17 protein-coding genes and 2 tRNA genes are annotated in these 22,416 nt (G+C 39.4%); 11 read left to right on the top strand and 8 right to left on the bottom strand.

All coding sequences use genetic code 11. The features are described 5' to 3' along the window. Nucleotides 1-22: 22 nt before the first annotated feature. Both galE and ABGT15_RS00995 read right to left on the bottom strand, forming a co-directional pair. Entirely contained in the window at nt 23-1,042 is a 1,020-nt protein-coding gene (gene galE, locus ABGT15_RS01000; protein ID WP_367229554.1) for a UDP-glucose 4-epimerase GalE, read from the bottom strand. 25 nt (nt 1,043-1,067) lie between these two features. Then, a complete protein-coding gene (locus tag ABGT15_RS00995; RefSeq protein ID WP_367229553.1) occupies nt 1,068-2,198 on the bottom strand; it encodes a DegT/DnrJ/EryC1/StrS family aminotransferase in 1,131 nt (376 codons plus the stop codon). Between the two features lie 100 nt (nt 2,199-2,298). Here ABGT15_RS00995 and ABGT15_RS00990 point away from each other — a divergent pair, with 100 nt between their 5' ends. From ABGT15_RS00990 to ABGT15_RS00980, 3 genes are all read left to right on the top strand, one after another. Further along, entirely contained in the window at nt 2,299-3,537 is a 1,239-nt protein-coding gene (locus tag ABGT15_RS00990) for a 3-deoxy-D-manno-octulosonic acid transferase (protein WP_367229552.1), read from the top strand. A 47-nt stretch (nt 3,538-3,584) separates the two neighbouring features. Further along, nucleotides 3,585-5,744, top strand: coding sequence for a S46 family peptidase (locus ABGT15_RS00985; protein ID WP_367229551.1), 2,160 nt, complete (start codon nt 3,585-3,587; stop codon nt 5,742-5,744). 204 nt (nt 5,745-5,948) lie between these two features. Further along, entirely contained in the window at nt 5,949-6,167 is a 219-nt protein-coding gene (locus tag ABGT15_RS00980) for a hypothetical protein (protein WP_367229550.1), read from the top strand. 210 nt (nt 6,168-6,377) lie between these two features. On the opposite strand, the gene ABGT15_RS00975 is transcribed toward ABGT15_RS00980, so the two are convergent. Further along, nucleotides 6,378-7,904: a GH3 auxin-responsive promoter family protein gene (locus ABGT15_RS00975; RefSeq protein WP_367229549.1), complete on the bottom strand. Its 1,527-nt coding sequence runs from the start codon at nt 7,902-7,904 to the stop codon at nt 6,378-6,380. Between the two features lie 92 nt (nt 7,905-7,996). On the opposite strand from ABGT15_RS00975, the gene ABGT15_RS00970 reads away from it, so the two are divergent. Then, nucleotides 7,997-8,794 carry a DUF2797 domain-containing protein gene (locus ABGT15_RS00970; protein ID WP_367229548.1) on the top strand — a complete coding sequence of 266 codons (798 nt, stop codon included), beginning with the start codon at nt 7,997-7,999 and terminating at the stop codon, nt 8,792-8,794. A gap of 28 nt (nt 8,795-8,822) precedes the next feature. Here the strand turns inward: ABGT15_RS00970 and ABGT15_RS00965 are convergent, their stop codons facing one another. Beyond that, nucleotides 8,823-11,447 carry an AsmA-like C-terminal region-containing protein gene (locus tag ABGT15_RS00965; protein WP_367229547.1) on the bottom strand — a complete coding sequence of 875 codons (2,625 nt, stop codon included), beginning with the start codon at nt 11,445-11,447 and terminating at the stop codon, nt 8,823-8,825. A gap of 101 nt (nt 11,448-11,548) precedes the next feature. Beyond that, nucleotides 11,549-13,315 (bottom strand): signal peptide peptidase SppA, encoded by a 1,767-nt coding sequence (sppA, locus tag ABGT15_RS00960; RefSeq protein ID WP_367229546.1) that lies wholly within the window; start codon nt 13,313-13,315, stop codon nt 11,549-11,551. Nucleotides 13,316-13,452: 137 nt separating this feature from the next. On the opposite strand from sppA, the gene folK reads away from it, so the two are divergent. After that, the gene (gene folK / locus ABGT15_RS00955) at nt 13,453-14,583 is read left to right on the top strand and encodes a 2-amino-4-hydroxy-6-hydroxymethyldihydropteridine diphosphokinase (protein WP_367229545.1); all 1,131 of its coding nucleotides are present in this window, start codon (nt 13,453-13,455) and stop codon (nt 14,581-14,583) included. A 45-nt stretch (nt 14,584-14,628) separates the two neighbouring features. Here the strand turns inward: folK and ABGT15_RS00950 are convergent, their stop codons facing one another. After that, a complete protein-coding gene (locus tag ABGT15_RS00950; RefSeq protein ID WP_367229544.1) occupies nt 14,629-15,168 on the bottom strand; it encodes an RNA methyltransferase in 540 nt (179 codons plus the stop codon). Between the two features lie 65 nt (nt 15,169-15,233). Continuing rightward, nucleotides 15,234-15,734 carry a DUF1573 domain-containing protein gene (locus ABGT15_RS00945; protein WP_367229543.1) on the bottom strand — a complete coding sequence of 167 codons (501 nt, stop codon included), beginning with the start codon at nt 15,732-15,734 and terminating at the stop codon, nt 15,234-15,236. Between the two features lie 144 nt (nt 15,735-15,878). On the opposite strand from ABGT15_RS00945, the gene mutS reads away from it, so the two are divergent. The 6 genes from mutS to ABGT15_RS00915 all read left to right on the top strand — a co-directional run bounded on the left by mutS (nt 15,879) and on the right by ABGT15_RS00915 (nt 21,128). Beyond that, nucleotides 15,879-18,485 carry a DNA mismatch repair protein MutS gene (gene mutS / locus ABGT15_RS00940; protein WP_367229542.1) on the top strand — a complete coding sequence of 869 codons (2,607 nt, stop codon included), beginning with the start codon at nt 15,879-15,881 and terminating at the stop codon, nt 18,483-18,485. A gap of 140 nt (nt 18,486-18,625) precedes the next feature. Further along, nucleotides 18,626-18,701: transfer RNA gene (locus ABGT15_RS00935), tRNA-Gly, on the top strand. Between the two features lie 13 nt (nt 18,702-18,714). Then, nucleotides 18,715-18,799: transfer RNA gene (locus tag ABGT15_RS00930), tRNA-Leu, on the top strand. A gap of 229 nt (nt 18,800-19,028) precedes the next feature. Beyond that, nucleotides 19,029-20,591, top strand: a complete 1,563-nt coding sequence (locus ABGT15_RS00925; protein WP_367229541.1) for an OmpA family protein — start codon at nt 19,029-19,031, stop codon at nt 20,589-20,591. A 10-nt stretch (nt 20,592-20,601) separates the two neighbouring features. Further along, entirely contained in the window at nt 20,602-20,730 is a 129-nt protein-coding gene (locus tag ABGT15_RS00920) for a hypothetical protein (protein ID WP_367229540.1), read from the top strand. Nucleotides 20,731-20,786: 56 nt separating this feature from the next. Then, nucleotides 20,787-21,128, top strand: coding sequence for a hypothetical protein (locus tag ABGT15_RS00915; RefSeq protein WP_367229539.1), 342 nt, complete (start codon nt 20,787-20,789; stop codon nt 21,126-21,128). A gap of 37 nt (nt 21,129-21,165) precedes the next feature. Here the strand turns inward: ABGT15_RS00915 and clpX are convergent, their stop codons facing one another. After that, nucleotides 21,166-22,398: an ATP-dependent Clp protease ATP-binding subunit ClpX gene (gene clpX / locus ABGT15_RS00910; protein WP_367229538.1), complete on the bottom strand. Its 1,233-nt coding sequence runs from the start codon at nt 22,396-22,398 to the stop codon at nt 21,166-21,168. Nucleotides 22,399-22,416: the final 18 nt, after the last annotated feature.

Raw genomic sequence — 22,416 nt, 5'->3', positions numbered from 1 at the left:
CCCGAGAAAACTCGGGATTTTTTTATGCTTTATTTCTAATTTTTTGTTCCCATTTCCATGCACTGGCGAGGGCTTCTTCTAAAGAAGATTCTGCATTCCATCCTAAAACGGAATTAGCTTTAGCTGTGTTGGCATACGCCTCCATTACATCGCCTCCTCTTCGATCTACTATTCTATACGGTAATTTTTGGCCGCTCACTTTTTCGAATGCGGTAATCATCTCCAATACAGAGCTTCCTTTTCCGGTTCCCACGTTAAATGTTTCCACTTTGGATAAGTTATTTTTTCCGATCAGTCGTTGTACAGCAACCACGTGGGCTTTGGCCAAATCCACTACATGGATATAATCGCGAATGGCTGTTCCGTCCGGAGTTGGATAATCATTACCAAAAACCGACAATTCTTTACGCAATCCCATAGCAGTTTGAGTAATGAAAGGCACCAAATTCTGGGGCACTCCTATTGGCAATTCTCCAATTTCCGCAGAAGGATGCGCACCAATCGGATTAAAATAACGAAGCAAAATTGAATGGATTCCGGTTACTTTGACAACATCCGAGATAATCTCCTCTCCTATTTGCTTGGTATTCCCGTAAGGTGACATGGCCAGTTGCACCGGTGCATCTTCTGTAATCGGCATTGTTTCGGCTTGACCGTAAACGGTACAGGAGGAGCTGAAAATAAAATGTGCTTCCTTCTTTGCCTGCAATTCCTGAAGTAAATAAACCAACGTAGAAATGTTGTTCTCGTAATACAACAACGGATTTTCCACACTTTCCCCCACAGCTTTACTCGCTGCAAAATGAATCACGCTATTTATATCACTATATTTTTTAAAAAGATTTTGAACCGCTGACTTATCACGTAAATCAATATTTTCAAAAAAAGGCTGTTTCCCTGTTATATTTTCAATCCCTTTCAAGACTTCCGGAGACGAATTGGAAAGATTGTCCACCACGACCACATCAAAACCTTTACTTTGAAGTTCCACAACGGTATGAGAACCAATAAAACCAAGTCCTCCGGTAACCAATATTTTCATAGACATTGTGCTTGAAATCGGATGATTATTTGAAGAATTCTAAAACAGAATCGGTAATGTATTGGATTTGTTCAGCGTCCAATTCGGTATGCATGGCCAAAGAAATTACCTCGTTCACCAATTGGTTGGTCACCGGAAAATCTTCTTCACGGTAACGAACATCCACATAGGCTTTCTGACTGTGCAACGGAATCGGATAATAAATGGCACACGGTACGCCTTTGCTTTGCAGATGTTCCATCAACGCATTGCGGTCTGCATCTACAATTCGTATGGTATATTGATGAAAAACGTGATCGTCTCCGTTCAAATCAAAAGCCGGTGTTACAATATGCTTATGATTGGCAAAAGCCGCGTTGTATTTCGCTGCCGCTGCTCTTCTTGCGGTATTATACTCGTTCAAAAGTGGCAACTTCGCATTTAAAACCGCAGCCTGCATACTGTCCAGACGGGAATTCACCCCTACCACATCATGATGGTAACGTACATACATCCCATGATTCACAATACCTCGTAACGTGTGAGCCAAAGCATCATCGTTGGTAAAAATCGCACCACCATCTCCATAGCAACCTAAATTTTTAGAAGGGAAAAACGACGTGGAAGCCACATGACCAATTGCTCCGACTTTTTTCTTAGTACCATCTTTAAACGTAAAATTAGCTCCAATCGCTTGTGCATTGTCTTCGATTACATACAAATCGTGCTCCAAAGCCAATTGCATGATGGCTTCCATATTGGCCGCACGTCCAAACAAATGCACCGGCACAATCGCCTTGGTATTTGGCGTAATGGCTTTCTTAATGGCATCGATGGAAATATTCATAGTATCCATATCCACATCCACTAAAACAGGCGTTAATTGCAATAAGGCGATTACCTCAACGGTTGCTGCAAAAGTAAAATCTGCGGTAATTACTTCGTCACCGGGTTTCAAGCCTAATCCCATCATGGCGATTTGCAGTGCATCGGTTCCGTTGGCACAAGGAATTACGTGTTTTACACCCAGGTATTCTTCCAAAGATTTTTGAAACTGATGTACCTGCGGTCCGTTGATATAGGTTGTGGTATCTAAAACTTCTTGAACAGAAGCATTTACGGTGTCTTTTATTTTGTCGTATTGACTTTTTAGGTCAACCATTTGTAGTTTTTTCATCGGAAAAGTAAATTTGAAAACAAGCAAAAATACGAATTAAAGTAGAATGATTTAAGGATAACGAAAAGAAACCGTATTTTAGCGCAACAAAAGAAAAGTTATGTTTTTTTGCTATAATGTATTGGTTCACGTTGCCGGTTTTCTATTGAAAATTGTGGCTTTGTTCAGCCCCAAGATTAAATTGTTTGTGGAAGGACGCAAGTCGGTTTTCACGACACTTTCTTCTAAAATTTCCACTTCCGATAAAACGATTTGGTTTCACGCGGCATCGCTGGGCGAATACGAGCAAGGGCTTCCGGTTATTGAAAAAATAAAAGAAAAATTCCCGCAGCATAAAATCATCATTACGTTCTTTTCCCCTTCGGGCTATGAAGTGCGAAAAAACAATACGATTGCAGACGTCACTATTTACCTTCCGCTGGACACCAAAAGCAATGCACAAAAATTCTTGAAACTGGCACATCCGGACTTGGTATTCTTTATCAAATACGAATTCTGGCCGAATTACCTGAGCGAATTGAAAAAGCAAAACATCAAAACGTATCTGATTTCCGGGATTTTCAGAGAGAAACAAAGCTTTTTTAAGTGGTACGGCGGGTTTTACCGAAACGCTTTAAAAACCTTCAACTACTTTTTTGTACAGAATGAAAGCTCTAAAAACCTATTGCTGAGCATCGGACTCAACCATGTAAAAGTTTCCGGCGATACGCGTTTTGACCGTGTGGCCGCTATTTTGGAACGCAACAACGATCTGGATTTCATCGAACAATTCAAAAACAGCACCTTAACCATTGTTATTGGAAGTTCGTGGCCAAAAGACGAAGAACTTTTAATCCAGCACATCAACCAAACTTCAGGTGTAAAATTTATCATTGCGCCTCATAATATTAAATCCGAACAAATCGCAAATCTAAAATCACAGATTACTAAAAAGGCGATTTTGTTTTCGGAAAAAGAAGGAAAGAATTTAGCCGAATTTGACGTTTTCATCATTGACACCATCGGCATCTTAACCAAAATTTACAGTTATGCCGATATCGCTTATGTAGGCGGCGGTTTTGGCAATCCGGGCGTTCACAACATTTTGGAGCCGGCTACATTTGGTGTTCCGATTATAATTGGCCCGAATTATTCTCATTTTGCTGAAGCTACAGCTCTAGTCAACATGGAAGGCTGCCTTTCCATTGCCAATCAAAACGAACTGAACCAGGCTTTTGGCCTCTTGCTGCAAAACGAAGACGAACGTTACGAAAAAGGTCACATCTGTGCTACTTTCGTACAAATGAATCAAGGTGCCACTTCTACAATTATGAACTACATTTGTAACAATCAAACTTAAAAAGTAACCTATACTAAATCACAAGTACATTTTATAACCTATATATCATGAAATTTCTAAGACTGCTTATTATTTTATTCGTACTCCCTACATTCGCGCAACAAGGCGGAATGTGGATTCCTTCATTATTAAAAGGAATGAACGAAACCGAAATGAAAAACCTGGGAATGAAAATCTCTGCGGATGATATTTACTCTGTAAATCATTCCAGCTTAAAAGATGCGGTTCCTCATTTTGACGGAGGATGTACCGCTGAAGTCATCTCGCCTAAGGGTTTGATTTTAACGAACCACCACTGCGGCTACGACAACATCCAGAGTCATTCTTCCGTGGAACACGATTATTTGACGGACGGTTTCTGGGCCATGAAAATGGAGGACGAATTACCCAACAAAGATTTATTCGTAACCTTCATCGTTCGCATTGAAGACATAACCAACAAAGTTTTGGAAGGCGTTATCAACTTACCAACGGAAGCGGACAAACAGAAAAAAATTCAGGACAACATTTCGATGTTAAACAAAACCCTGCCGAAAGAATCGTTTCAAGAAAACAGCATCCGTACCTTTTATGATGGCAACCAATACATCCTGTTTGTAACAGAAACTTACCGTGACGTACGTTTAGTGGGAGCACCACCAAGTTCTATCGGTAAATTCGGTTCGGATACAGATAACTGGGTTTGGCCACGTCATACCGGAGATTTTTCTCTATTCAGAATTTATGCCGATAAAAACAACCGTCCGGCAGAATACTCCAAAGACAACGTACCTTACACACCAAAACATTTCTTTCCGGTTTCCATTAAAGGAATCAAAGAAAACGATTTCACTATGGTCATGGGATACCCTGGAAGAACGCAGGAATATTTGCCTTCTTACGCGGTAGAGCAAATCATGAATTCGTTAGACCCGGCAAGAATCGAAGTACGTGACCGTGCGCTAAAAGTGCAGGATGGTTTTATGCGTAAAGACAACGCTATCAAAATTCAATACGCATCCAAATATGCGTCAGTGGCGAATTACTGGAAAAAATGGATTGGAGAAGTAAAAGGTCTGAAAAAATCGAATGCGGTCGGCATCAAACAGAAATTCGAAAAAGACTTAACCGACAAAATCAACAAAGCTGGAAAACAGACAGAATACGGCAACTTATTATCCGACTTCAAAACCAATTACGAAGCCATCGCGCCTTACGCATTGGCGAGAGAATATTACACCGAGGTAGTTTTAAGAAACACTGAAATTTTAAGTTTCGCGTACCGCTTGTATCAGTTGGAACAAGTTTACAACACCAAAGGCGAACAGGCTTTCAACGACAGAAAAACAAATTTGATTAACGGCTTCGAAGCTTTATACAAAGATTTCAACGCCAATGTAGATGAAAAGGTATTCGAACAATTGATTGATTTGTACGCGAATAAATCACCTAAACAGTTCTTACCGTCTACTTTGAACAACATCAATCCATCACAATTATCCGCTGATATTTTCAAAAACTCAAAGCTGACCAATTACAATAGCTTGAAAGAATTACTAAACGGTGACGCGAAAACGGTTTTGGAAAAAATGAATCAGGACAAAGCGTTTGCTTTGGTAAAATCGATTGCCGAAGCTTACAACAAAAACGTAGCACCGAAATACGATGAGATGAATTTAAAAAACATCGCTTTACAACGTACGTATATGAAAGCCATCATGGAATTGAGCCCTAAATCGGCACGTATTTTTCCGGACGCCAACAGTACACTTCGTGTAACTTACGGAAAAGTAAAAGGATACCAACCCAACGATGCCGTTACTTATGCCCCAATGACCTATTTAGACGGCGTTATGGAGAAATATGTTCCGGGTGATTACGAATTTGATGTCCCTAAGAAATTAATCGATTTGTACAATGCTAAAGATTACGGGCAGTACGCCGACAAAAACGGAAAAATGCCGGTCGCTTTCATTGCCACGAACCATACTACTGGAGGTAACTCTGGAAGTCCGGCTTTGGATGCCAATGGAAACTTAATCGGACTAAACTTTGACCGCGTTTGGGAAGGCACAATGAGCGACATCCATTACGATCCTGCAATCTGTAGGAATATTATGGTTGACATCCGTTACGTTTTATTTGTGGTCGATAAATATGCAGGTGCAAAACATTTAATAGAAGAGATGAAGCTTGTAAAACCAACACCAAAAAAGAAGAAAAAATAAACCAACTGTAAATCAATCATGTAGAAAAAATTAAGGCATTTTAAACTTACAAAATGCCTTTTTAAATTTTGGCATGTAATTTGTTTTGTTGTTGCCGGACACGAAGGAATATTTTTTTTGAAAAAATTATTATTTTTATTTAATCGTATCAAAAAATTTATATCTTTGCTCCGAATTAATAATTAACCTTTATAATTTAGTAAGATGAAAAAAGTTGTTTTAAGCTTAGCATTAGTTGCTACTATGGCAGTTGTTTCTTGTAAAGAAAACAAAACTGAAGAGCCAGTAACTGAAACTACTGAGGCTGCTGTTGAAGCTACTACTGAAGTAGTTGATTCTGCTGCTGCTACTGTTGATTCTGCTGCTGCTACTACTGCTCCTGCAGAAGCTGCTCCAGCTACTGAAGCTCCAGCTGCTCACTAGTATTTAATACAAGTAAGAAAAAATAGTCCCGATTAGATCGGGACTTTTTTTTGCACTAAACTTAAATAAATTAACAGTTTTGTCTGATATTTTTCACCTGTTTAGCCACATCACATCGGCCTGGACCACAACCCAAACGTCTTGGACCACAAGAAATCACAAAACCGCAAAGCACCAACACTATCACCACTTTTCTCATCATTTACCTTTTTAAATTATTTCCGAAAGCTGCATCGCTTTCAGTTGCTCCAAATAATCCCTCTGATTGGACAATCTTGGAATTTTATGCTGCCCTCCTAATTTATCCTGATCTTTCAGCCAATCGTAAAATAAATGCTCACGGGCAACATTCAAAACCAACGGATTTAATGTCATGTTATTATATCGCTTGGCCTCATAATCCGAATTTAGCGCCTGAAGACTATCGTCCAGTATTTTTCTGAAATCTTCAACATCTTCGGGTTTTTTACGAAATTCTATCATCCATTCGTGGGCCCCTTTTTCCTTACCGTCCATAAAAATGGGGGCAACCGTATAATCAACCACTTCCGAATGGGTCAATTGACAAGCCTTCGCTATAGCCGTATCCGTATTTTCCACCATTAACTCTTCCCCAAACACATTAATATGGTGTTTGGTTCGTCCTGTAACTCTTACACGATAAGGGCTCAAAGAGGTAAAACGAATCGTATCCCCTATCAAATAACGCCACAAACCGGAATTTGTGGTAATCACGACTGCATAATTTTTTCCCAATTCCACTTCTGCCAAACGAACCACTCTTTGGTTTAACGTCCCAAAAGTATCCATCGGAATAAATTCATAGAAAATTCCGTAATCCAACATCAGCAGCAAATCACTAGAATTATTCAAATCCTGAATCGCAAAAAAGCCTTCGGATGCATTGTAAATCTCGTAATACTTAAAATCAGTCTTAGGAAGCAATTTTTTATATTGTTCACGATACGGTTCAAAAGCTACACCTCCATGGAAATACACTTCCAGATTCGGCCAGATTTCCAACAGATTTTCTTTACCGGTTTCTTCCAGCATTTTATTAAGCAATACCAACATCCAGGAAGGAACCCCTGCAAAACTCGTTACATTTTCATTTCTTGTTTCCTGAATAATCGCTTTAATCTTGGTTTCCCACTCGCTCATCAGGGAAATCTTATTGCTCGGCGTACTGCTGAACTCGGCCCAAAAAGGCATATTCCCTATCAGAATGGCCGATAAATCCCCAAAAAAAGTATTGTTATCTTCATACAATTGCTTACTTCCTCCCAAACGCAGACTTTTACCCGTAAACAATTGCGATTCTTCATTATTATTCAAATACAAACACAGCAAATCTTTACTGGCTTTGTAATGACAATCTTCCAGAGCCTCGCTGCTAACCGGGATAAATTTACTTTTGGCATTGGTGGTTCCGCTGGATTTGGCAAACCACTTGATGGGTGTACTCCAGAAAACATTCTGCTCCCCTCTTCGGGTAAGCTCAATCATCGGCTCCAACTCTTCATAAGTAGATATCGGAACCCGCTCTGAAAACGTCTTATAACTTTTAATGGATGAAAATTCATGCTTCCTGCCCACTACCGTATTTTCGGCAGTACGCAAAAGACTGAACAGCAATTCTTCCTGTACCTCATTGGGGTATTTCAAAAACAATTCCATTTGATGGATGCGTTTTTTCAGAATCCAGGAAGCAATCGAATTTATAATCGTTAACGGCATTTTCGCAAATATGAATTATGAATTGTAAATTATGAATTATAACTTTACAACGTTACCAAAAATAACAAAAATCACACTTAATTCCTAAAGAAATGACGTACGAAGGTGTCTTAACCAAAATGGAAACCGAATTTGCCGACCCGATACAATATTATCTGGTTTTCGAAAACAGTTTTCTCAACATCAACCAACTGCTTAACAAAGAACTTGAAATTACATTTCAGGGGTATCAGTGTTTGAATTGCGGCAAAAAAAAGAAGATTTTCCGTCAGGGATTTTGCTACGATTGCTTCATGAGCAGTGCTTCCGCCGGAGACTGGATCATGAAACCCGAATTAAGCACCGCCCATTTAGATATTGAGGACCGTGATTTGGAATACGAAAAGAAAGTCCAATTGCAACCGCATATCGTTTATTTAGCGCTTTCCAGTGAAGTAAAAGTAGGTGTGACACGAAAAACGCAAGTACCAACACGATGGATAGACCAAGGCGCGATCCAAGCCGTTCCGATTGTGGAAGTGCCGAACCGCTATTTGGCAGGCATCACGGAAGTGGCTTTAAAAAATCATTTTGCCGACAAAACCAATTGGCAGAAAATGCTAAAGAACGAAGTTCCTAACGTGGATTTACTAACGGAGCGCAACAATTTAGGCAACCTTTTACCGGAAGAAGTACAGCCTTATTTTGCTCCACAACCGGAGAAATTTTACGATTTAAGTTATCCGGTTTTGGAATACCCTAAAAAAGTAAATAGTTTAAACCTGGACAAAACACCTCATTTCACCGGAAAACTTTCCGGCGTAAAAGGGCAATACCTCATCTTTGAAGACGGCACCGTTTTTAACGTACGAACTTTCGAAGGCTATGTGGTTAAAATAAACCTATCATAAAAAAAGCCCCTGAATTCAGGGGCTTTTTTTATGGTGTTGTAGTTGGCTTCGGTTCTTCTTTTTTCTTCTTACCAAAGATATCTTTTATTGCATTTGTTGCAGCGTTTTTAATATCCTGTTTTGGCTGTGTTGTTTGTGTTTTAGTGGTATCCTTAGGTGTAGTGGTATTTCCTTTTGTACCTCCCAAAATACCTCCTAAAGCCGATGTTCCCTGATTCAACAGTTTATTTTTCTGATATTGAACCAGCTGTGTCGTTACATTTGTTACTGCCTGCTTCATATCTGTAGACACTTTCGGGCTTTTGAAATTTCCGGTCATCGTAGCATTTACAGGAACATTTTCCAATTTACCTTGTTCTGCTGGAGTCAATTTCGCAAGCAACTTCCCAACATCAGACCCTAAGTATTTAGCCGGAACATCGAATTTCAAATTGTAATTCATGGATTGATCAAAACCGTGTGTCCCACCAATGGTTACTTTCATGTCCTGATATTTCAAATCAATCGGTTTTACATTTACTCTCCCTTTATCAAAAGACAACGAAGCTTTCAAATCATTAAGATTCAATTTATTGACATCGATAAATTTTACATTGGAAGCCAATGAGGATAACATTTGTGAGTTTTGCGCATTCACTTTAGTACTTAACAATTGTCCCAATAAATCGCCTGAAATGGTTTTCAAATCCGGCGTCATCTCCATCGCATCCAGATTTCCGGACAGCTTAATGGTCGAATTCAATTTTCCTTCTATTACACCGGCAATAGGCGCAATGGATTTCAACATATCCAATTGCGTGAAAGATTTGGCAATATCCACTTTATCCAAACCTAAATTCATTTTAAACGTTGGCGTTTTCCCTTTGGTTGAAACCACACCATCCAAACCGATTCTTCCATCGAAAATGCTGGTTTTGATATTCTGAAGCGTTACTGCCTGATCACGGATAATCATTTTACCGGAAACATCTTTCAGGGTCAAATTATCATAAACAACGGTATTGGCTTTTGCAGTTACGGCACAATCCAGGAAAGCAGGAATTTTAACCGCTTCTTTCTTAGCTGTTCCTTCTTTGGTTGTAGTGGTACTTGGCGCCATAAAATCAGACACTAGAAACTGATTGGAACTCATGTTGAAATTCGCTTTCAGAATTTGGTTTTTAAAGACAAACCCATAAAAGTTATCTAGTGTTCCCGAAGCATGAATATCTGATTTTCCGGTTTTCATATCCAATTGATTCAAACGGATCTGATTCGGATTAAATGCCACCACCGCCTGCGAAATCTGTACCGGTTTTGCCATTTCAGGACCCGTATAATTAAATCCGGTTAGCGAAAGATTTCCCGAATTCTGAATGTTCTGATACTGGCTGGTTTCCACCGATTTCATATCGAATTTCGTCACCACATCGGCTTTTAAAATACCCGAAAGCGGCTTATCCAATTTTACCGGATAGGCTTTTGTTACATTCGCCAAATTGATAATTCCTTTCAACTCAGCATTAACCAAAGCGTTTTCGGCAATATTTCGAATATTGGCTTTCGCATTGAACACATCCTGATCGATACGGAACGACAATTTATCCAAATTCACATACGTATCGTTCATCAAGCCTGTTTCGTTGATAATTTTGGTGTCGATGACAATATTTTGTACCGATTTCGGCAAATCCGGATATTGGAACGAAGCATTATTGGACGCCAAAGTCAATTTAAATTTCGGAATGGTCGTATCGGTCAATTCTCCGTTCACAACTCCATCCACTTTAAACTCACCCGTAGTTTTTACGGTTTTGATGTTACCGGCATACGCTTCCGGAATCAACCCTAAGAAATTTTTAAAATCGGAGGTTGGAGTCTTGAATTTCAAATCGTAAACCTGACCTTTTTCCACCATCTGAATAAATCCGGTAAATTCCAACGGCAACTGATTGATTAAGGCTTTGTTGTCTTTAAACTCGTATTTCTGATTTTTCAAATCGATTCCTAAAACCGCATCCAGATTCAAAACCACATTTTTCATGTAGTTCATCTTGTCCATATCCAACGACAATTTTGCAGAAGTTTTAGTATCCAGATCCAGTTTTTCAGCCGCAAAATTTCCACTTCCTTCGTGGTTCAGACTGTCGATAACCATTTTGATTTTTGACTTTTCATCGATATAACGGAAACGCAAATTCTCCACAGAATACTTCTGAATGTTCATCGCGAAAGGCTTACTTGCTGAAGCTTCTTCCGGCTTATCATCTTTCAGAGCAATATCGAAATTCCCGATACCGTCTTTGTTAAAAACAATGTTCACCACGCCGTCTTTCGAAGAAAAACCTTCAATATTCATAGCCTCGCCATCCCCTTTAAAAAGTTCTTTAACGGACATTTTTAAATTGACTTCACCGGCATACAACAATGTATCACCCTCGAAAGGTGCTTTGTTGATAATACTGAGTTTGTCGATAGTTACGCTGGCATTCGGGAAGTTCTTGAACAAACTTACACCTACGTCCTCAAAAGCCACTTTAGCATCAACATTTTCGTTTATCGTTTTGGCTACCAGCTCTTTAATTTTATCTTTAAATAAAAAAGGTGCTGCTGCCAATACGATGATGATAACCAACAATGAGATTCCGGTTATCTTTAATATCTTCTTTAACATACTTTAGAATATTTATCTTACGAATTTACTACAAAAATTAAACCAACTTACTTAACAAAACGTAAATAAGTTGGTTTCAAATAAAAATAATATGTTAAATCTTATCGAATGCTCAAGGCGAAAGGCATAACTACCTGATTTCCGCGGCGTTGGTTTACCGTTCTGATTTGCTCCAAAACCTGATAGTTTTCTTCCCCAATTCGCTCTTTAATAAGCGACTCTTTTGACTGGAACATGGAAACTCCCATAAAACCGCTTAACAATTCTTCAAATGTTTTTTCGTATTCCGGATAATTTTCAGTACGGTATTCTTTAATTTTTGCTAAGGTTGCCGCATGCTTAATGGCCGCATCCATACCGCCAATTTTATCCACCAACCCTAATTTCAGGGCATCAGTTCCGGTCCAGACACGTCCCTGTGCAATGGCATCTACTTGCGCCGTGGTCATTTTTCTTCCATCCGCTACTCTTTTCAAGAAAGTCGAATAAATATGCTCAATACTTTCCGTTACAAAACCTTTAAAATTCTCATCAATCGGTTCAAAAACACTGTAACCTGAAGCATTTTGATGGGTTCTCACCTGTTCGGCATTAATTCCTATTTTAGTAGCCAATGGACTAAAATTCGGCAAGGCACCAAAAACTCCAATAGACCCTGTAATTGTATTGGGTTCGGCAAAAATCGTATTTGCATTACACGAAATATAATATCCCCCCGACGCTGCCAAGTTCCCCATGGAAACCACAACCGGTTTTATTTTTTTGGTCAGTTCAATTTCCCTCCAGATCAGCTCCGAAGTTAAAGCGCTTCCTCCCGGAGAATCCACACGCAATACCACTGCCTTCACTTTTTTATCCTTACGAGCTTCCTCAATGGAACGGCGCATAGAACCTTCTCCAATATAACTCACATCGCCTTCTCCCGATTTAATTTCTCCCTGCGCATAGATAACGGCAATTTTATCATCCACGGAATGATCTTTTCCGGTTGTGGCCACGTTTTTAGCATAATCCAGTATACTTACTTTGTTGTATTTTTCGTCTTTTTCGACAGCTAACGCTTTACGGATGGCATTGTGATATTCGTCTTCGTAAGCAATTTTATCAATAAGGTGTTTTTCCTTTGCCAACTCCGGAGTTCGTGCTCCCAAAGAATTTGCGATGGCATTCAGACTGTCAACCGAAATATTTCTGCTTTTGGAAATATCAGACACTACCGAACCCCAAATCGAATTTAACAAAACAGTCATTTGCTCACGATTGGCAGGACTCATCTGATTTTCTAAAAAAGGTTCCACAGCACTTTTGTATTTTCCATGACGGATTACCTCCATTTTCACCCCTGATTTTTCCTGAAAATCTTTAAAGAACAAAATTTCTGCCGACAAACCTTTAAAATCCAATTCACCAACCGGATTTAGATAAATCGTATCGGCTACGGAATTCAGGTAATACTCTTTTTGAGTAAGCACGTTGGAATACGACACAACGAACTTGCCCGTTTTCTTAAACTCCTCTAATTTACGTCGGATGGCCTTACTTTGCGCCAAACCAAGCATCGATTCGTTGTTAAGAATGGAAATTCCTTTAATTTTATCATCGGTTTTGGCCGCTTCAATGGCGTTCAGAACATCAGACACACCATCGTGACGGGTTTCAAAATAATCAAAATCGGTAAATTTAAACTGACCACCGTAGTCGTGGGTCACATCCTTCAAATCCAGCTCAATCACGGAATTATCTTTCACACGCACCTTATCACCTTCGCCTCCAAATAGGGCACCGACAAGCAATATCCCAAAGAAGAATATCATACAAAACACAAACAATCCTACGATTGTAGCCAAAACATTTCCTAAAAATCTCATGGTAATCTATTTTCTTAATGAGTAGCAGAAATGTTAAAATTGTTACACCTTTGCCGGACAAATCATCTGTAAACAGAACTTATTAACATTGCCGTAATTTTACTTTAATTCTGAAATTCTTTTAGTTACTTTGCCACATGCACAGTCAGAATCAGGTAGTTTTATCGTTAGGCAGCAATCAGGGAAATCGTCTGGAAAACCTTCAGGCGGCTATTGCTTTGATTCACAAAACAACAGGAACCGTAATTCAGGTTTCCCATTTGTATGAAACACCTTCCTGGGGCTTTGAAAGCGATGCTTTTTACAACTGTGCCTTGTTGCTTCACACTCGTTTGTCCGCTCAAAAAGTACTGGAGGAAATTCTGGTCGTGGAAAAAAAACTAGGCCGTATCCGAAACGAAGGCAACGGCTATCAGGCGCGAATTATCGATGTCGATATAGTGTCTTTTAATGAGAAAGTCATGGAGACCGAAGTGCTGCATATTCCGCATCCGCAGATGGAAAACCGCCTGTTTGTGTTGTTGCCGGTTCGGGATTTGCAAAGTAACTGGGTACATCCGAAATCCGGAAAATCGATTACCGAGCTAATTACTTCCACAACCGATAAAAGTGACTGTAAAATTGTTGGAAAACTGGAGCATCCACTCGAAAAAATCACTTTACAACAGTACAATTATATTGCCATCGAAGGAAATATTGGTGCCGGAAAAACCACTTTATCGACTACAATTTCGGAGGATTTTAATGCTAAACTGGTTTTGGAACGTTTTGCCGACAATCCGTTTTTACCAAAATTTTACAAAGACCAAAACCGTTATGCGTTTCCGTTGGAAATGTCTTTTCTGGCTGACCGTTACCAACAACTTTCTGATGATTTAGCACAATTTGATTTGTTCAAGGATTTCATTGTAGCGGATTATCACATTTTCAAATCGTTGATTTTCGCCAAAGTAACATTAGCTGAAGACGAATACCGCTTATACAAAACCATGTTCGATATTATTTACAAAGAAATGCCGAAACCGGATTTGTACATCTACCTCTATCAGAATACTGAGCGTTTGCTACATCAGATAAAACAACGCGGCCGTTCCTACGAACAGGAGATCCCGGCGGAATATCTTGAAAAAATTAATCAGGGGTATTTGGATTACATTAAAACCCAGTTTGATCTAAACGTCCTCATTATTGATGTATCCGACATGGATTTTGTAAACCGTCAGGAAGATTACCTTACTATCTTGGAAAGAATTCAAGCGAAGATTTAATTTCGCCATTTCAAGATTCAAGCTTTAAACAAAAACCAACCGGTTTTACGCTTCAATTTGAGCCATCTTCTGAAACAAATCCCAAACCACTATCCCGGCACTTACCGAAATATTAAGGGAATGTTTTGTTCCTAACTGTGGAATTTCAATTACGCCATCACACAAATTGATTGCTTCCTGCGCCACACCTTTTACTTCGTTACCAAAGACCAAAGCATATTTTTCTTCCGGTTTTACCTGAAATTCATTCAGCATAACGGAATTTTCTACCTGCTCTATGGCATATACTGCAACGTTATCGGCTTTAAGTTTTTCGATAACTTCCAGCACATCTTTGGCATATTCCCAGGCAACGGTTTCAGTAGCGCCAAGCGCAGTTTTATGAATTTCCTTATTGGGCGGTGTTGCGGTAATCCCACACAGGTAAATTTTTTCCACCAGAAAAGCATCCGAAGTACGGAATACTGAACCGATGTTATGCAGACTTCGGATATCATCTAAAATAATGATTAAAGGGGTTTTACCCGCCTTCCTGAATTCTTCTATATTTTTGCGCTCTAATTCGCTATTGGCCAGTTTTCTCATTGTTCCATTAAAAAGCCTTCAAAAATACACATTTTGAAGGCTTCATTATTGTTTTGAATTAAAAATTAGCTTTTTATCTCTTGTGGTTTAGCCGGTTCTGCCTTCACAGGAGCTGCTTTCACTTCCCCTTTAATAGTTAACACTTTTGGTGTTTCAGAAGCATTGGTTGTTAAGGTTACTTGTTTATTAAAATTACCTGTTCGGTGCGTATCGTATTTCACGCCAATAACTCCTTTTGCTCCCGGTGCAATCGGTTCCTTAGGAAAAGTTGGAACGGTACACCCGCATGATCCCTGAGCATTCATGATGATTAAGGGCTTGTCTCCATTATTGGTAAACACAAATTCTCTTTGTCCGTTAGCATCCTGATCGATAGTTCCGTAATCGATAGTTTCGCTTTCGAAAAACATTCCTACCCCTTCTACTTTAGGCATTTTAACTTTTTTAGCCTTCTTAGCTTTTTTTGCGGCCTTAATTTCTGTTTTTGCTTTAGTTGCAATTTCCTGAGCTTCAACCGCTACTGTGTTCAAAATAAAGAAAGCACCTAATAGTAATATTTTTTTCATAACCTAGTTGTTTTTAATCATTTAGAAGACAAATCTATTAAAAAAAGCTATGCAAAATAAGTACAGGGTGCTTTTTTAATTAATTTTTAAGACTTGGTATTTGAAACAATGTCTTCCTGTATATTTGCAAATAAACCCAATAGCATGTCAGCAAAAGAAAAAGCGCCGAAAGAAACTCCGTTAATGAAGCAGTACAACGAGATTAAAAACAAATATCCCGATGCCTGTTTACTGTTTCGCGTAGGTGATTTTTACGAAACTTTTGGTGACGATGCCGTTCGTGCTTCGGGAATTTTAGGCATCACCTTAACCAAACGCGGTGCCGGTTCCGAATCAGAAACAGCTTTGGCCGGATTTCCACACCATTCTTTGAACACGTATTTGCCGAAATTGGTAAAAGCAGGCCTGCGTGTGGCAATTTGCGATCAGTTGGAAGACCCGAAGATGACCAAAACCATCGTGAAACGCGGTGTAACGGAATTGGTGACTCCGGGTGTGGCTTTAAATGACGAGGTACTACATTCCAAATCAAACAACTTTTTGGCATCGGTACATTTTGGCAAAAAAATTATCGGCGTTTCCTTTTTAGACGTTTCAACCGGAGAATTCCTGACTGCACAGGGCAATGGAGAATACATCGATAAACTATTGCAGAACTTCAACCCGAGCGAAGTCTTGGTACAGAAGCATTTCAAAAACCAGTTTAAAGAACAATTTGGAGAAGATTTCCATTCTTTTTATTTAGAAGACTGGATCTACAAAGAAGATTACGCCTTTGAGAGCCTTACGAACCACTTTCAGACCAACTCTTTAAAAGGTTTCGGCATTGAAGAATTGCAGGAAGGCATTATTGCTTCCGGCGCGATTCTATATTATTTATCCGAAACACAGCACAATAAAATACAGCACATCACCAACATCCATCGTATTGCAGAAGATGCTTATGTATGGATGGACAAGTTTACGATCCGCAACTTAGAGCTGTACCACAGTTACAACCCAAATGCTGTAACCTTATTAGAGGTGATCGACCGCACCCTTTCCCCAATGGGAGGCCGTTTATTAAAACGCTGGTTAGCCTTACCGCTGAAAGACACACAAAAAATTCAAGGCCGCCACGAAGTAGTCGATTATCTGAAAGCCAATTCAGAAGTTCTGCAAACCATGCAATACCAAATCAAACAAATTTCCGATCTGGAGCGTTTGATTTCGAAAATTGCCACCGGAAAAGTAAGTCCTAGAGAAATTGTGTATTTATGCAATTCGCTGGATGCCGTGATTCCGATGAAAACTGCTGCTTTGGGAAGTTCCAACGAGGCTTTAAAAACTATCGGCGACAGTTTGCATTCCTGCGATTTGTTGCGTGAAAAAATCAAAAAAACACTTAATCCGGATGCGCCGGTTGCCATCAACAAAGGAAACGCGATTGCCAAAGGTATTCATCCTGAATTAGACGAATTACGCAGTATCGCCTTTTCCGGAAAAGAATATCTGGAAGCGTTGGAAATCCGCGAAAGTGAAAAAACCGGCATTCCTTCTTTAAAAGTGTCCTTCAATAATGTTTTCGGTTATTATATCGAAGTACGAAACACCCATAAAGACAAAGTCCCGACGGAATGGATCCGTAAGCAAACCTTAGTGAATGCCGAACGTTACATCACCGAAGAACTTAAAGAATACGAATCCAAAATTTTAGGCGCTGAAGAAAAAATACATAAACTGGAAGCCCAACTTTTCGAAGAATTGGTGCTTTGGATTGCCTTGTATATCAAACCGGTGCAGCTCAACGCTAATTTGGTAGCGCAATTAGACTGTTTGTGTTCGTTCACGCAATTGGCCATCGAAAACAACTACATCAAACCGGAAATTGACGACAGTTTCGACTTAGACATTAAAAATGGTCGCCATCCCGTTATTGAAAAACAACTCCCGGTTGACGTTCCCTATATTGCCAACGATGTTTTTCTAGACAACGTTGACCAACAAATTATTATGATTACCGGGCCGAATATGTCGGGTAAATCAGCCATTTTGCGTCAGACGGCGCTAATTGTCTTATTGGCACAGATGGGAAGTTTTGTTCCGGCAGAAAGCGTTCGCATGGGTATTGTCGACAAAATTTTTACCCGTGTAGGTGCGAGCGATAACATTTCGATGGGGGAATCTACTTTTATGGTGGAGATGAACGAAACGGCTTCGATTTTGAACAACATTTCCAACCGAAGTTTAGTTCTTTTAGATGAAATTGGCCGTGGAACTTCTACCTACGATGGAATTTCCATCGCTTGGTCCATTGCTGAGTATTTACACGAACATCCAAACAGACCGAAAACACTTTTCGCGACGCATTATCACGAACTCAATGAAATGGAAACCACTTTCGAGCGTATCCAGAACTTCAATGTGTCGGTAAAAGAATTGAAAGACAATGTACTCTTCATCCGAAAATTAGTTAAAGGCGGCAGTGCCCACAGTTTTGGTATTCATGTGGCTAAAATGGCCGGAATGCCACAAACAGTAATTCAGAAAGCGCAAAAAATCCTGAAGAAACTGGAAAAAGACCACTCCAGCGAAGCCATGACCGGAATCAAATCCGACAAAGAGGAAATGCAGTTGAGTTTTTTCAATCTGGACGATCCGTTATTAGAGGAAATTAAGGAAGAAATTATGAGTTTAGACATCAATACCCTTACTCCGGTGGAAGCTTTGATGAAACTGAACGAAATCAAACGCATGATTGGCAAAAAATAATATTTTGTAAAAACAAGGTTATCAAACAATTATAAAAAAGTTTTGTTTTTTTCTTTGGAAAGCCTTGCGAAATTAAATTTATGTGTTACATTTGCACTCGCAATACGAAAGTAACGCAGTTCATTTGACAAATTGATTACGCGAAAATAGCTCAGTTGGTAGAGCGCAACCTTGCCAAGGTTGAGGTCGCGGGTTCGAACCCCGTTTTTCGCTCCATACCAATATAAATGCTCGAGTGGTGGAATTGGTAGACACGCTGGACTTAAAATCCAGTGGACATTATGTCCGTGCGGGTTCAAGTCCCGCCTTGAGTACAAAAGCCTTAAACAAATTTGTTTAAGGCTTTTTTGTTTTTACTACATTTTTTAATTATTTTGTTATATCTGTAAAATATTCATTGATTTTTGTTAAATTGTTTTTAAACGATTTTTTCTGCTTTTTGACGATTTTTTAATGTTTACATAATATAAGGAGTAAATTTGCACCTGATTTTAAATTTTTAGCAAATAATTCTTTCAAAAACAAAAAATAAATCACAAAAAAATGAGAACTACCGTTCTGTTATTTATCACATTTTTAACTTTTTCCCTTACCGCCTTTTCCCAAGGAGGATTAAACACAAGAACAAACAAAGTTCTTGCAGTAAATAAAACTGAAACTACAGGGTTAAATTTTATTACCCATGACTCAGGAATCAACACAGAACTTTCCGAGGTAGGATCAACTTTTTTTATGGGGAAATACTTAATTCTCTCTAACAAAAAAAGAGGTTTTGCCAAAGTCACTGTGGATCAGTTCAACAATCCGAACAACAACCTGTTCTGTGCCAACATTGACAAACACGGCAATCTTTCGTATCCGATTATTTTCTCAAGATTATTGGATTCAGAAACCAACGAGGGAAGCGTTACGTTCTCCCCTGATGAAAAAACCATGTATCTGACACGCGCAAAATCCGAAAACCCAAATCAGTTCGAACTTTACAAATCGACACTGGATTTAGAAATCAAAGGCTATTGGAAAGATTTACAAAAAATAACCATCGCAGAAGGCTATTCCGTAGAAACCCCTTCCATGAACGCAGAAGGAAACAAAATGTATTTCGCATCGGATATGCCAGGAGGCTTTGGAGGTTTTGATATTTATGTGTCTGATGTATTGACAGACGGAAGTCTATCAACCCCAGTAAACTTAGGCGCAACTGTAAACAGTTCAAAAGACGAAAAATTCCCGTATGCATCAGGCAGGTACCTCTATTTTTCTTCAGAGGGTCATGAAAATTATGGCGGATACGATATCTTCAGAGCTTCAATGACCGAAAACGGAATCGCAAACCGCGCCAACATAGGAAACACTTTAAACACGCATAATGACGAAGTAGCATTCATCTTAAGCAGTCCGACAAAAGGCTATTTTTCTTCCAACAAAAATAGCAATAAGGAAGACTACAACGTATACAAATTCGAATTGACCAAATTGGCTCAAAACCTGAATGCAACAGTGGTGGAAGTGAATTCAAAAACTGCTTTACCAAACGCTGCTGTAGTAATCAAAAACGAATTCGGGGAAGTAGTTAAACAAACCACATCTAACGAACACGGAAGAATCACCTTAGCCGTTGAACCACTAACCCAATACAGTATTGTTACGCAAAAAGAAGGCTATAATGTAAAAGAATCTATTTTCAAAGCCTGGAGCAACGGAAACAACAATTACAACGAAGTAATCACCCTAAACCAAACTAAAGCAGAAATCATCGACAATGCAATCGTGATTGAAAACATTTACTTTGACTTCAACAAAGCTACGGTTAAGAAAGAATCGGAATTATCCTTAAACAAAATTATTGAAGTACTAACCAATAAGCCGGAGATGAAAATCACCATCAACGCGCATACCGATGCAAAAGGTTCAGACGCTTACAACATGAATTTGTCCGACAAACGTGCCAAAGCAGCCTACGATTACTTGGTGAAGAAAGGAATTGCAAAAGACCGCCTAGAGTTCAAAGGTTTTGGAGAATCGCAATTGAAATTTAACTGCGGCAACAACTGCACTGCCGATGAGGATGCCAAAAACAGACGTATTGAATTCCTGATCAAATAATTCTGAAATCATGAAAAAAATTATCACAGCTGGAGCTTTAGCCCTAACCTTAGCCTCGTGCAAAAGTGGATGGAACTGTAAAGCACGCTATGTAAAATCAGACGTTCAGAAAAAGAAAGAAACACATAGAATTGCCTAACAAAAAGTCCCGAATTGTTCGGGACTTTTATATTTTTGCAGCCTTTAAAAATCCAAATGGGAACCTTCGCAATCAGTAAAAAAGAAAACGGCCTGTTCAAATTCGAGTTCAATTCCCGAAAAGGAAAAACGCTGCTTACCAGTCAGAGCTATAAAACCAAAGAGGAATGTGAAAAAGACATCGACTTTCTAAAAAACAGAATAGAAAACGTTTCCTTTTTAAAATTCAAAACACCGGCCGGCAAATTTTTTTTCAAAATGATCCACAACGGTCACATTCACGGTATCAGTCGAAAATTCACCACTGAATTGCTTTTACTTAAAGGACTGGACGAAATACAGAGCAAATTCACCGAATCCGAAATACTGGATTTCTCTCAAGATATTTTCTTCGATTAAGGCATAAAAAAATCCCGATTGCTCGGGATTTGTTATTTTAAGATGCTGCCTGTAAACGCTGCAGCAAATTTTTACTAAGAGAATGTTCCGCATATTCCCTGTCGATGATTAATTCCGATTCGTCTGAACTCGGCAAATCGTACATCGCATCGGTTAAGATGGCTTCACACAAGGAACGCAGACCACGGGCACCCAATTTATATTCCAGTGCCTTGTCTACAATAAAATCTAAGGCATCGTCGGTCATGGAGAACTCAACATCATCCATCGCAAACAATTTTTTATACTGTTTCACCAAAGCATTTTTCGGCTCCGTCAAAATGGCACGCAAGGTTTCTCTGTCCAAAGGATCCATGTGCGTTAAAACCGGCAAACGACCAATAATTTCCGGGATTAATCCAAAGTCTTTAATGTCTTTCGGAATGATATATTGCAGTAAATTGTCTTTATCAATGGCATCGGAACTCTTGGAAGAACCATACCCTACCGCCTGACGGTTCAATCGTTTGGAAATCACACGTTCAATTCCGTCAAAGGCACCACCGGCAATAAAAAGGATATTCTGTGTATTCACTTCCACAAACTTCTGATCCGGGTGTTTACGACCTCCTTTTGGCGGCACATTCACCACTGTTCCTTCCAACAACTTCAACAACGCCTGTTGCACACCTTCTCCGGACACATCGCGCGTTATTGATGGATTATCACTCTTACGGGCAATTTTATCGATCTCGTCGATGAAAACGATACCACGCTCTGCTTTGGCTACGTCGTAATCAGCTGCCTGAAGCAAACGGGTCAAGATACTTTCTACATCTTCCCCCACATAACCGGCTTCAGTCAATACCGTTGCATCCACAATTGCTAAAGGTACATTCAGCATTTTGGCAATGGTTTTGGCCACCAGTGTCTTTCCGGTACCCGTTTGTCCTACCATAATGATGTTACTTTTCTCGATTTCCACCTCATCGTCCATTTGCTTCTGCAACAAACGCTTATAATGGTTATACACAGCTACCGACAACACTTTCTTGGTCTGATCCTGACCAATAACATACTGATCCAAAAAAGCACGGATTTCTTTCGGTTTGCTCAACACTAAATCGGCCAGCAATCCTGAATTTCCGCTTTGTTTCAATTCTTCCAGCACTATGCCGTGCGCCTGCTCGATGCATTTGTCACAGATGTGTGCATTAATCCCTGCAATCAACAGGTTGGTTTCTGGCTTTTTCCTTCCGCAAAAAGAACACTCTAAAACTTCTTTAGCCATAATATTATTTTCAATTTC

The sequence above is a fragment of the Flavobacterium enshiense genome, from assembly GCF_040750275.1.
GTDB lineage: Bacteria > Bacteroidota > Bacteroidia > Flavobacteriales > Flavobacteriaceae > Flavobacterium > Flavobacterium enshiense_B.
The sequence above is the reverse complement of the archived record's forward strand: the minus strand, read 5'-3'. Positions and strand labels throughout refer to the sequence as shown.